At 37.3% G+C, this 13,075-nt stretch carries 11 protein-coding genes; 3 read left to right on the plus strand and 8 right to left on the minus strand.

Annotated elements, in window-relative coordinates; translation table 11 throughout:
* The first annotated feature begins 16 nt into the window (after positions 1–16).
* From ACE2AL_RS00600 to ACE2AL_RS00610, 3 genes are all read left to right on the plus strand, one after another.
* Positions 17–2,512, plus strand: coding sequence for a TcfC E-set like domain-containing protein (locus ACE2AL_RS00600; RefSeq protein WP_206085166.1), 2,496 nt, complete (start codon positions 17–19; stop codon positions 2,510–2,512).
* Between the two features lie 25 nt (positions 2,513–2,537).
* The gene (locus ACE2AL_RS00605) at positions 2,538–4,154 is read left to right on the plus strand and encodes a fimbrial protein (RefSeq protein WP_206085165.1); all 1,617 of its coding nucleotides are present in this window, start codon (positions 2,538–2,540) and stop codon (positions 4,152–4,154) included.
* A gap of 92 nt (positions 4,155–4,246) precedes the next feature.
* Positions 4,247–4,924 (plus strand): fimbrial protein, encoded by a 678-nt coding sequence (locus ACE2AL_RS00610; protein WP_206085164.1) that lies wholly within the window; start codon positions 4,247–4,249, stop codon positions 4,922–4,924.
* Between the two features lie 45 nt (positions 4,925–4,969).
* Here ACE2AL_RS00610 and ACE2AL_RS00615 read toward each other — a convergent pair whose 3' ends face one another.
* From ACE2AL_RS00615 to ACE2AL_RS00650, 8 genes are all read right to left on the minus strand, one after another.
* Positions 4,970–5,971: a fimbrial protein gene (locus ACE2AL_RS00615; protein ID WP_241016866.1), complete on the minus strand. Its 1,002-nt coding sequence runs from the start codon at positions 5,969–5,971 to the stop codon at positions 4,970–4,972.
* Positions 5,972–5,984: 13 nt separating this feature from the next.
* Positions 5,985–6,551, minus strand: coding sequence for a fimbrial protein (locus ACE2AL_RS00620; RefSeq protein ID WP_206085162.1), 567 nt, complete (start codon positions 6,549–6,551; stop codon positions 5,985–5,987).
* Between the two features lie 39 nt (positions 6,552–6,590).
* On the minus strand, positions 6,591–7,205 hold the full coding sequence (locus ACE2AL_RS00625; RefSeq protein WP_206085161.1) for a fimbrial protein: 615 nt from the start codon (positions 7,203–7,205) through the stop codon (positions 6,591–6,593).
* Positions 7,206–7,215: 10 nt separating this feature from the next.
* Positions 7,216–7,965: a fimbria/pilus periplasmic chaperone gene (locus ACE2AL_RS00630; protein ID WP_206085160.1), complete on the minus strand. Its 750-nt coding sequence runs from the start codon at positions 7,963–7,965 to the stop codon at positions 7,216–7,218.
* A gap of 13 nt (positions 7,966–7,978) precedes the next feature.
* A complete protein-coding gene (locus ACE2AL_RS00635) occupies positions 7,979–10,510 on the minus strand; it encodes an outer membrane usher protein (protein WP_206085159.1) in 2,532 nt (843 codons plus the stop codon).
* A 28-nt stretch (positions 10,511–10,538) separates the two neighbouring features.
* Positions 10,539–11,084, minus strand: coding sequence for a fimbrial protein (locus ACE2AL_RS00640; protein WP_375083826.1), 546 nt, complete (start codon positions 11,082–11,084; stop codon positions 10,539–10,541).
* 66 nt (positions 11,085–11,150) lie between these two features.
* Entirely contained in the window at positions 11,151–11,714 is a 564-nt protein-coding gene (locus tag ACE2AL_RS00645; protein WP_094960889.1) for a fimbrial protein, read from the minus strand.
* An 82-nt stretch (positions 11,715–11,796) separates the two neighbouring features.
* Complete coding sequence (locus ACE2AL_RS00650; RefSeq protein ID WP_206085158.1) at positions 11,797–12,186, minus strand: helix-turn-helix domain-containing protein; 390 nt, start codon at positions 12,184–12,186, stop codon at positions 11,797–11,799.
* Between the last annotated feature and the right edge of the window lie 889 nt (positions 12,187–13,075).

Genomic DNA, 13,075 nt, shown 5'->3' on the forward strand with positions numbered 1-13,075 from the left:
AGAATGGACTTAAATCATGCGTAAGAGTGCTATTGCTTTATCAATATTGAGTATTATATTTTCGAATTCGATTAATGCTGATGAAATGAAAAGTATTAAGATTGGCGGATATATTATTCCTCCTGCATTTGTGAGTGCATTGGAGGAAGGAATGTCTGTGCCTGTTTTTTTACGTCTGAATGATGAGGCTAAAAAAAGTCAGAGTGAAAGCAAAATTGCGGATGCAGTTATTGTCATTGATCAGGGTAAAATTAAATTATCAAGTCTTCATCTCATTGAGAATGATCAGGGTGCGAAACTCAATAATTTATTAGTTGATAAGCTTGAAAGTAAGCAAAATGCTATTTTTAATGAAAATAATGGGATTGTTATTGATAACAATGCCGTTCTTCAATTAAACATCTCTTCATTCAACCTATCATTAGATGTTGATAAAGCCGCATTTGCAGCAAAAGAGCATGCGAGACAATCTGTCTTAGGAAATTCTTCAGTTAATTCATTTTCAGCCGTCGCCAATTATGATTTAGGTGTATTTCAGAGCCGAGTCAAAGACGCGAAAGATTCATCAAGTAGCTATTTTAATTTAGATACCTTATTTGCTGCTGCAGAGCACCATTTTAATGTGAACGCCTCAGCGTACAGTATTGGAAAATCGAATTCGAACGTTGAACTTTACCGTGCAATGTATGAACGTGATTTTAATGGATTTCGCTTTGCGCTAGGTTTAATGAGCACATGGAATTTACAATCGATTGCCAGTTTAACCGCCCTTAGTAGCAGTAAAATTTATGCCGCTTCCATCGGGAATAATTCATCCAGTATGGTGGTGAATAAACAACAGTCATTAACACCCATTTATGCTTTTTTAAATAGTCCTGGGGAAGTGCGTATTTACCGTCAAGGTAAATTATTGAACATTCAAAATTTCCCGATGGGTAATTTTGAGGTTGATACGAGCGTATTGCCTTATGGTATTTACGAAGTCACTATCGAAACGGTTGTTGATGGGAAAGTTGTCACCACACAGCACCAAACAATTAATAAATCCTTTGGTGCGATAACGGGAAATTACGACAAGCTAAATTGGGAAATTTACGGTGGATATATTGATTTTGATAAGCGCCATTATGTGAGAGGTGAAGGCTCACCTAGTCAGACCCCTGAAAAAAGTTATTTAGCGGGTGTTTCTTTTGCTTATAACTTCCCAGTGTTATCGGGTATTCGTTTCCAAATGTCCAACTATGGGTTTGATAAGTTTGTTGTACAAGAAACCAGCGTTAATGCCACTTTAAATAACTATATTTCAGTTGCTTGGCAGGGCATGTTAGAAAATCATGGTAGTCACCGTAATATTGCGACGGTTTCGGTCAATATCCCCGAAGGGTACGGTTCTTTATGGGCATCTAAAGAAAAGACCGTCGTGACGGGCGATTTACCGCTTTATGATGCGGATAGCTATTCTTACGGCGGCACGATTAACTTTGACAAAATCATTGATAGAACAGGCTCGTTTACTATTAGTAACACCAAAGACCGCCGTGTCGGCAGTGATTCAATCAACTATGAGTACGCGAACACATTATTCTCGGGTCGTTATGGCACGGTAGGATTAAGAGCGGGTGTTCAGCGTTATCATTATGATAATCAAAACAGTACCAACGAAAAATACGTGAATCTTGATTTCTCTTTGCCGCTCTCTACATGGCTTAGTACTGGCGTTTCTTCGACAAACGGTAACGTAAAAGCCAATATTTATGCGAATAAGAATTTTGAAAATTCCGTGATTACCAATGCAGGTGTTTCAGTTTCAAAATTAGTTCGTGATAAAGATAATGGCGAGTCTGATTTTTCAACGTTGGGCTATGCGTCTTACGACACAAAATATAATTCAGGGACTGTGACGATTAATAGGCCTGATAATAACCGGCTCAATGGTAACTTAACTTCGCGTGGCTCAGTAGCCTATAGTGACGGAATGATCACGCCTAGCGGGCAGCAAGGTAAATCTGGCGTGATTATTAATTCAGATATTAAAGGTAGTGGCAGTATGGTCGCGAAAGTGAATGGCCAAAACTACCCAATTAGTGGAAAAAATACGTTTATTCCATTGTCTCCTTATTCTGATTATGACATCCAATTAATGAATGACGGCAAATCAAAAGACAGTTTTGATATTGTCTCTGGTCGAAACAAGTCCGTTACATTATATCCAGGAAATATTGCCCTTTATCAACCTGAAGTTAGGCAACTAGTGACCGTATTTGGTCGTCTGAAATCGCCTAATGGCGAATATATAAAATATGCTTCCATTCGAAACCATATCGGTCGAACAAAAACCGACCAAAATGGTGAGTTTTCCATGGACGTTGATGTTCGATACCCAGTGATATCGTTATTACAGGACGACCAACAGACTATTTGTGAAGCAGACTTAAACCTGCAAGGTGCACGCGGTGCATTGTGGGTTGGCGAGGTGACTTGTGAGCCTCAAGAAGCATTTGCTAAACGTTAATTATCTCTTTAAAGGCTAATTTAATATGCGATTATTATCGATAACAGCACTCTTTTTTTCATTCGCTGTTTTAACGCCGAATTCTTTTGCAGCAACCGCACCCCTGCAAGAATATGTCATTGTTGAAAACCAAGTTGATAATGAATTTTTTATTGTGGCAAATAGGGTTGATCCGCGTTTTTCGGGTTCCAATGTTTTCACAAAATATCAGCGTAATAGTCAATTAAGTTTAGGCTATATGGGATATACAGGTACACCATTTAGCTCAACGTATAATATAGGCGATATTTGGTTAGAAAATTCCCCTGTTAACCAACCCTTTATTGGAAACCGTTGTATGACGAACAACCGAAATTGCCCTGCAACCTCTTATTGGCCTGCTCAGCAATTACGGGATAATGGCGCATATAAAATACAGCAAACAGGTACGCCAGGTGAATCGGGTTATTCAAGGCCTATTTTCTCGGAAGCATTTTATCGTTGGTTAGCGGAAATCCCGCCAGGAACCGAATACACGTTTGATTTAAGAACATGTACAAGTCGTGATGATTATAATTTAAGTAATACAACGTGTATGACCAGCGGGGGGCGAACAAGTACACAGCAACACTACATTCCAACCAATAAAAAAGGGAACATTATTTTGAAAGGCACTGGCGCCTTGCAAGAGGTGTTTGTGGACAGCAATGGGAATCCAACCATTGGGCTGGGTTCTAATTTTTGTTCCACAGGGATTGTGGCAAATGCTTCTGGTGTGATTTGTAAATTAGTGGAGTTAGAAACCAAAGGTTCATCAATTAGTGGCTCATTTACTGTCCGTATGTATATTGATAGTGCAAAGCTAGGTTTAGCGAGGGCGCCAGCTGCGGCATCTATTAAATATAAAGGAACTAACAGTACACGTTGGACAAATTGGTCTTCAACAACAAATATGTCTGAAATTTTTAATAATGGCTCACAGAATATTGAAGTCTTTCTTTCCAATGCGTATTTAAAATCGATTGTTGATGCCTCGCCAAATTCAACCGTGACATTGGCAGACAGTGTTTATACATTTGGTTTTCAATCTCCACTGCCACAGTCTGGTTTTTATGAATTTACGCCATCAAACTACTTAATAATTAAACCGAGAGATTATGGAATTAGCATTATTCCTGCAGACTTTAATCCAAATCAATCGAAAACGGGTAAGGTCGGTAGCGAAGAGCCGCCGATAGAATTTAATTACATTGTGACGACCAGTGGCCCAAGACAGGCAGACTCTATTACGGCAAAAGTTGAGGGGCCCCAAACAACATTAAAAGGTCAGTCGTACTGTTTATTCACTTCAAGTGATAACAAATTTAATGTCCCTTTTTCTGCCTACCTTTCATTTAAAAATGGCAGTGGGGTGAAGGAGTCATACCGTGCTAGTTGTGATAATAATGAAATTTCATTGAAAAACGCATTATGGGCGGAGACCCCCTGGGACCGGCCAAATGAAGATCTCGGTTCTTTTTATCGTACTGATTTAGACTTATCATTCCCAATGAATGACGCTAATTCGTTTTTCACATTAGACGGTATTGATTGGTTAGGGACAGTTTCAGCAAGTGGGACGATTACCGTTAAGGCGATTTGGACGGGACCTGATATTCAATAACTTTAATGGCTATTTTGTGGCTACTTGTAAAGACGCAAGTAGCTTTTTTATTGGTACCAATTCTTCCTTCAATTTAATAGCGGATTTTTATTATGAAACGCTTCTCTTTGCTTAAAATCCTATTTTTGATGGTGTTGTTTTCGTTTTACAACAACGCATTTGCGTTATATATCAACTCAGATATTTCTTCGATGGATTCGGGCCAAGAGTTTTTTTCTAAGCCATACGTTAATGATACGAAAAAAACGAATTTATATAATTTTAGCGCTTATAAAATTGATAGACCAGGTGGCCAAGAACAGGGTGAGCCGATACTCAATGGTGAAATTATCTTTACTCCGCTGAAGAAAATTTTATTACCAGGAGAGCAGGAGTTTTTTAAGATTTTTTATCGAGGGCAAGCGGATGAAACTGAGCGCTATTATAAGATTATTATTAGCGAAACGCCTTTGGATATGCGTAATGATGACGGGAAAAAAAAGCAGCCATTATTTTACCCAACGGTTAGCTTAGAAACCTATTTTGTCGTGAGACCTAAAAAACCTGACTTTAAATACAACCTTAATTCAAATGATGGGGTACTAAAAAATACGGGTAATACTTATTTTAGGGTGTTATTACATGACAGCTGTGATGCTGATGATGACTCGGAGCCTTACGTCTTTTATTTGTTGCCTAATCAAGAGTTTAACGATGTACGCTTAAAAAAGAAAAGCCGAAAATATATAGTTATTTTCGATAAATATTACTCGGTCGGGAATTGTGAATAATTAATGCAAAAGAGGCTTTTAATAAGTAAAAGCCTCTTTATAACACTATGGTGTAGACATAATAATTGTTGCTGCAGAGTTAAACTGGCCTTCGATGAGCTCATTTGGCGATAAATTTGGCTTCTTTACTAACGTAAACATTAATGTATCTCTGCCATGGCCATTTTCGATTTTTGAATTGAAATGCCCATTCATTGGGGAAACACGTTGTCCTTGATGATAAATCTCTACGCCTAATCCTGGCATGATCGGGCCTTGACTGCCGATATCACCTGTTCTGACGAGTAGCGCATCTCCTGAAAAGGTTGATGTTTCACCACTTAAAATCATTTTTATTGGTGCTGTTAGGTTATTATCTTCACAGCTATATGTGATCTCAACATTACGCTGAAAACGGCTCGCACTACCCACTGTTGAAATACCTGATGCATTAACCGTTTCAAAATCAACAATAATGATTTGGTTATCATTGATATCACATGTCCCTGTTCCTACAACCACATCATTTCCAGCATAGAAATTCCATTTAAAATAAGCGTGGTCAATATGTTGGTTGCTGCCTACAAATGTTGCATATTTATGGAGATCAAGGGTCATCAATAAATCTCCTTTTCTGACTAAAACTGAAGGTGTAGGCTTAACATTTACTTGCAAATATAACTTAATTTGCAAGGGCTCAGAAGCGGTGGTTAAACGGAAAACTGGAATTTCTTGACCACTAAATGGTGCTAAATAATAAGCACCGCGTACAACAACACCAGCTTTTAATTCAGGATTATTTTTAAACGCAGGGCCTAAGTCAGCGCCTGTGACATTCAGGTAGTCGACATAGGCGGATGGCGCTTCATTGCGGCAGGTCATAAAGTCGCTCACATCCGCGAATTCATTAATTCGATTAGGTACAGCAAAAATATCATTATCAAGAGGAACATCTTGTATGCTTTGTGTTCCGCCGCCAACCTCTTGGCCCCCATTTGTTTTACATTGGAATGCAAATATGGTCGGGGAGAATAATAAGGTTGCGAGAAGTAATATTAATATCTTCATTGTTACTGATACCTTAATCATAAATTAAACTAAAAATAGCGGTTGCAGTAAAATGGCCAAATGCAATACTTTTATTTTTTATTGCATCGGGTTCCCCTTGCACATTCGCATTAAAACTTAATATATTTGTGCCATTCTCTAGATTGTATGCGGGCGTCGTACTATTAATGGGAATTTTTTTACCATTGTATTCTAAAATTTCAATTCCTATACCCGAAGCCATGCTGCCAGAATCTAATGCAAGGAGGCCTGGTAAATAGCTATTTTCGGTTCCAGTAAACTTAACTGTCACTGTTTTAAAGATACTATTATCACAGTCATCTAGGTGAATATTAAAATTTTCCAGTGGTGTTTTTTGGTTAATATAGAGATACTTATTGACGATAGTACCAAAATCTACAATGATATTTTCATCACCAGGCCTTACCGTGCAAGCTTCAGCGACAAGCTGTCCTCTTATCTTAATTTCACCGATTTGGCCATTTTTTGCATGGCTCGGTAATGAAAAAAATAACAAACTGAATAGCATGAAGAGTATTATTTTTTTAAATTTGTAAAAATTGAAATTTAAGTTATTCATATAAAGACCTTCAATGCTCTATCCGCTAATTGAATTAGCTTATTCATAGGTTATTTGGAAAGAAATAATGCTTCGGTATGCGCCTGCCTGTAATTTTTCTGCAACTCTGACGGGGGCTACGTAATAAGTTAAAATATTTTGCCCAGACGAAATAAGTTGTGGTTCGCTGTACTCACCAAAGGCGATTTCTTTTCCTTTTGGGTTGGTGATTTGTAATCCCAATCCAGTAACACCTTCTACGCTGGCAATGTTAGGGCGAAACGGAATGACAGGGGCAATAAACCGAATTTTCATCCCTGGCTGGGAAGTGCTCCATGTGACATTGCCCGATTTATCATTTCTTAGGGCGGTTGGTGTGTCGATACAATCCAGCAATTCAATATTAATCGGGGTTTTATGGCCTTGTGCGCCAATTGCTTTTAATGACGCAGTTTCAACATTCCCCAAATCAACAGATTGAAATGCAGAGTCCATCGATAAATGGCAAGCACTCTCAGTTAAGGAGCCGTAAACAAAAATTTTTCCATTGGCGCCTTCGACATCCCAATTTCCTGTGGCGTCATGAAAGGCATTCGAGGACGCCCCATATATGACAGACGGTGGAAATATCAGAGAAAGCCCGAGAAGTAAGGTAAGACTTTTTTGATTAATCATCTTTTCCTCTCTATTTATTTTCAGGAACAACCTGACATGTGCTGGCTTGGCATTTGAATTGCAATTTAGGACGGCCACCGTAGTCATTGATGTAGGTTAGTACTGGGTTCGCACCAACGGTGGAACTTGGGACACCTAAATTTTCTTCGCTAAATGGTGCGACCATAACGGCTTTAAAGTTTTGATTTACTGGTGAGTTGATACGCTCCGCAGCGCCAATAATGGTGATATAAAAAGGCGTTGGATTTTTAATAATATATTGGTCGCCTTGTTTAATAAGCTGTGTTTTTTCCTGCCAAGGGTTATTCAACATTTCCGTTTCACTTAGCATGATACTTTTCGGGCGGTAAAATAATTTAATTTTGCTTTGTAATGCTAATTGTAAAACATTCGGCTTATCACTTTTAGGTGGTATCTCTCTTAAATTAAAGTAATAAACGCTTTCTCTATCTTGAGGTAACTGGTTTATTTCAGGAAGCGCTTCAACACGAACTTGGCTTGATTTTTCGGGTTCAACTCTTTGCACTGGGGGTAATACTGCAAAAGGAGAGGTAACTTTCACTCCTTGAATATTTTCTACCCAGCCTTGGGCTAAATAAGGCAGTTGGTTATTTTTATTGGTAATAGTAATTGAAACGCTTTTTTGATCGCCATTAAAAATAATGCGAGTTCTATCTAAAGCAATTGCTGAGAAAGCGCTTCCGCTAACTAAACTGCTTAATAAAATAGTACTGATATATAAATTAGTTAATTTTTTCATAGCAATCACTCAGTTACAGATTATTATCTGTTTCATTACGTTTATTTGATAGTGGCTTACAAGGAATGAATAATCCTTGGCTAATTGTTTCTAAGTTCTCAGGAAAATGAATTTCACATTGAGCTGCGCCACCCCAATGAATAATCATGACTTCATTTGGATTGATACCACTGACGTAGGCATATCCATTATCAGTGACGATCCCTGTTTCTTTTCCTTTCAAATTAGTAATCTGAGCACCAAATGGCGGCGCAGAGCCGTCAGACATACGCATTGAAAGCATCATTTTTTCACCAGACAATACATTAAATTTACGGTAGCCAATTGCGCCTTCTGTTAATGTGGCCTGGACAATAGAATCAGTCACCTCGGCATTATTCGGTAATGCATTTAAATCGACTTTAACTTTACTGCGGTAGTAACTATTTAAGTCAGGCACGACCACTTTACCGAATGCATTCGATGCAATAGGGATACCACGGTCTGATACGGGGATTTTAGCTACGCCGTCAGTGTCTATGAGTAAACGAGTGCCGCCAATATTTGAAACTCGGTGAGCATCCGCACCTTTTAACGTCATAGTGAATCCGCCTTGAGCCCCTAATCCAAATGACGTGTAATTATTGTGAATATAGCTGGCATTTGCGGTTAACTTCGTATTATCGCCGTAATGAGTAATATAGGTGCTTGCGGTTCCACCTTTATTGGTTGACCCTGCGCTGACTTGGTAATTGGTTCTATCAGACAGCTTGTCATAATAAGTTGCCCGGTTAACGGTGTCGTCCCGTGTTGCTTGTAATGAATAGCCGATATTGGCACCATTTCCCCAAGGCATTGATGCTGAAATATAAAGACCGTCATCATTTGTTTCGTTATATTTATTGCGGTACGCCGATAATGAAATATTAATATTTTTCAGGCTTCCCCAATCTAAGGTTTTTGTTACCATTAAATTGTAGCGATTGCTTTCTGGCTTATCCCAATAGGTTTGGTGCGAATAATTTAAATAAGCAGTGATCCTTGGTTCTCTAAAATTTTTATTTAGAGAAATCACATACATTTCCTTATTACTGCCTTGGCGTTCGCCTGAATCTTTAGCCGTTAAAAAATCAGTCACAGTCATAAAACTGCGCTCAGAGAAGCGGTAACCTGCGAATTGGACTTGGCTATCATAGTCATCAAAGCGCTTCGAATAGTTTATCCGATAAGAGTTACCTGTCAGTTTTTTATCATTCGGAATATTTGCAATAGAATGCGTAATATCGAAAGACAAAGCACCAAATGCTAATAGATCGCGACCTACACCTACGTTGAATGCATTATAGTCTTGGCTATTTAATGAGCCTGCGAGCAATGACCAACCATTGGTGACTCCCCATGACATTTCACCACTTGCGAATGTGTCTCCGTTAACATGGTGATCCATATCGGTTGGTCGACCCATTGCTAATTTATATCGAATACTACCTGGGCGCGTTAAATAAGGGATATTAGCCGTTTCAACTTGATATTCTTGAACAGAACCATCCTGTTCTTCGATTCGAACATCCAGTTTACCCGTCGTTGCATCGCTTAAGTTTTGGACACGAAAAGGCCCAGCAGCAACTTGTTCTTGGTAAATAACTCGCCCTTGTTGACTAATAATGACCGTTGCATTGGTGGTTGCAACACCTGTGATTTCTGGCGCATATCCACGTAAGTTCGGTGGAAGCATTAAGATATCTGAGCGTAAGCTAATCCCAGTGAATCGAAAACTGTCGAATAAATCCGTATTAAAATAGTCTTCACCCAAAGTCAGTTTTGCTTTAATGCTAGTTAAAGCTTTATAAGCATAAAGTCGGCTCCATTGGAAATCATGCTCATTTTTACTGTTTGAGCCAGTTTCTCGTTGAGCACGTCCCTGCCAATCGCCCCTGAAGCGCCATGCACCGAGGTTAACACCCGCAACACCATTTGCCGTCACATTATAATTACTATTGTTATCATGAGGTTTATTGGCTCTTGCATTAATGTTGTAGTCTAAAATAGCTCCTGAAATCCCCTCATCCCAAAGAGAGGGTGGATCCCAGTTAGCGGTTCTATATTCAAGATAGGCTTGAGGAATACTTAGGTATAATGTTGCGTCAGATAAATCTCCCTGAGCTTGAAAGCCAGGTAAACTGAGTAAATCAAGACACTCATTATTATGCCACCACGTAATTTTCTTCAATGAGTCCGCTGTTAGCCCTAATTGTTGGACTTGTTCTTGTGTAATACATACAAGGCTTGCTTCAGGGTCATTTTCAGGCGCATAAAAAGAAAATCGTTGTTCAGGCAGAGTTTCTTTATTTAATTGTATTTTTAGAGGGTAAGTGCCAGGCATAATATAGCCAGCACGTGAGAATTGCTTAATATCGATGTTTTTTTTGTCTTCTAAATCAAATAATGCTGTATTAAATTGTATAGTATCAGCAGCATATAACTGGGCAGATAATGACCCAAAAGCGAACATTATCGTTGTCGTTATTATATTTATTTTGTGTTGTTTAAAAAACATAAAAAACATCCCTAAAACACCAATATAACTTTTAGAATTAATAATAATCGACCTTGAACCTTAATAAGGTTTGGTAATTACCCGCTTTAACAGGATGATAATTGGTGACTAATTGCATTTGATATTTCAGTATCATTGTGCCAGGGGTAATTCCTTGTGCAGGCAATGGCTTCCCTGGTGTAATGGAGTATCCCGAGATATCATGCAGTGCCAATTGCACTCCTTTTGCTTCACCCGAGAGTGTGAAAAAATCACCTTCTGATGGACCATCAAAAGTGACTTCGAGTGAATTCCATTCGTTATTATCTTTTGAATATTTTTCCCAACGGCAATCAACGAGCTTAATATTGAATTCTTTTATGGGGCCTTTCCCAACTTCGCGAATATAGCTTGTTGGAAGAACCCCCATATTAATGGTCTGATCCCTTGACCCGATATCTATTGCACAGGCAGTATCGACTATTTCGCCGTTCATTGTGACTTTTCCCCATCCATGAGGTGATGCCGCCATTTGTGGCGAAAGAAATAATGTAAGAAGCAATAGAGACGATACATTTCTTGGCGAATAGATAAATCCTTTCACTTTAACCTCTGACTTAATTAGGTGACTAATAGAGGAATACAGGAGTATTCCTCTTTAACTAATCAATTAGTTATAAGTTAAGGTAAAGTTAGTTACGCCTTCGAATTTACCTAATGGAATTTTATCTACTGCAACGTTTGCACCTTGTACATAAGCGCTATAACGTAGAGTGTTATCACCCGCTTGTAATTGGTGTTCTTGTGCTGTTGCAACACCCATATCTAATGCTGCTCCGTTTGTATCAGTTAATTGAATACCGACGTTACCCGCAATAGTTGGATCGGTTGCATCTAAGCCAGTTACACCTAATAATTTAGAGTTGAATGCAGCACTAGAACCAGAGAATGTGATGCTGACTTTGTCATTATAGACTTTGTCATCTGCATCTTTAGGGAATACACAGTCTTCTAATTCAATGTTGAATTGTTTAGCACTAGAAGTACCGCCATTTGCTAAAACAGAGTTAGCGATTTGGCCTAACCATACAGTTTGGTCAATAGAGTCGGAACTAATTGAGCAAGGTGCATCGATGATTTCACCTTTAAATGTAACTTTACCATGCCCTTGATCAGCGAGTGCTGGAGAAGCGATAGCGGCAGAAACAAGAGCTGCTAAAAATACTTTTTTCATTTGAACCTCATTTATATATAACAACGTGATGATTACCCAACAATTAAGTGGGCATAGTTAAAATTTTATATTTTTTAAATAACTATTTGCTGTATAAAGAATTTAGAATAATTTCTGATTGCCGATTAAAAATATAATGGCAATTATCTTGCTCATCGAAGAGGTTTTCATTGTTATGAATAAATGAATTAGCATTAGGATGTTCTTCATTTATTTTCAATGTTATACTTTCGAAAAACGCACTAGGGTTAGTATCTAGATAGAATAAGATTGAAAATAACATCCCACAGTTAATGCTACATATTCCTCTTTCATATCGAGAAATTTGTTGTTGTGATATTTTTAATTTTTTAGCTAGATCTTTACCGCTTAGCCCTTTTTCTTTTCTAAGGTGGAATAACTCCAAACCAATTTGCTCAGTTAGTATTTTCTGAAAATTATCTATACTGGTTTTTAACTTGTTATTTTTCATATCTCACCAATAAAGCTTTATGTAATTTGGTTACACAGTCAGACCCGCTTGCAAAGTAAACGATTTGCTTTCTTTTTGCTCAGGAAACGCAACAAAATAAATCAAAATGTTGCGTTAAATTAGTTTTAGCTAATTTGTTTAATATATTGGAAGTGTCAGAATTAAAATCTTTAATTTATATTGTTTGTTAGTAAATCTGGAGTATTTATCTAGTGGGTTTTGTTGGCGAAAATATCACAGGTGGTAACTTTTTGTTGTAGATGACAATTTTTTACATAATTTACTGGTTACCTCTAAAATAAATAATACAAACAGAGTTTTATGCTGTTTGATTTTGGTTAGTCTCAGAATTATACTTATTAGGCATTTTAAACATTTTGATTTATTATGTTGCATTACCATTTGATTTTAAATCATTTTTTATTTAATTCATTGATTTTTATTTATTATTCAAAATATTTTTTATTATATTTCTTGTTGTTTGGTTATGATTTTATATTATTTTTACATTTGTCTGATTTAGAGGTTATTTATGAAATTAAAAGCTAAAACAATTTGATTTTAATTTTTTTATTTATTAAATATCTTTATATGATTCTCTAAATACGAGTTAAAATGTAATTTACACGTATATATATTGATAATATATTGTTAAATTCATGCGGTTGACTAATTACTCATATTTCGAGTATTTAAATTATGATAGTTGGTAAAAGAAGAATAAATAAAATTATTAACTAACCTTATTTTGGCGGGTTGAAAAATAACGTATTGATGGCTCTATTTAGTGGTATTCAAATTAATCATCACATCAAACATTCATAAGAATACCTCAGTTTTATAAAACCAATTGGTTAAATAACTGAGGCATTCTTGGTGTTTAATTCAT

It is taken from the genome of Providencia xihuensis (genome assembly GCF_041953405.1).
GTDB lineage: Bacteria > Pseudomonadota > Gammaproteobacteria > Enterobacterales > Enterobacteriaceae > Providencia > Providencia vermicola.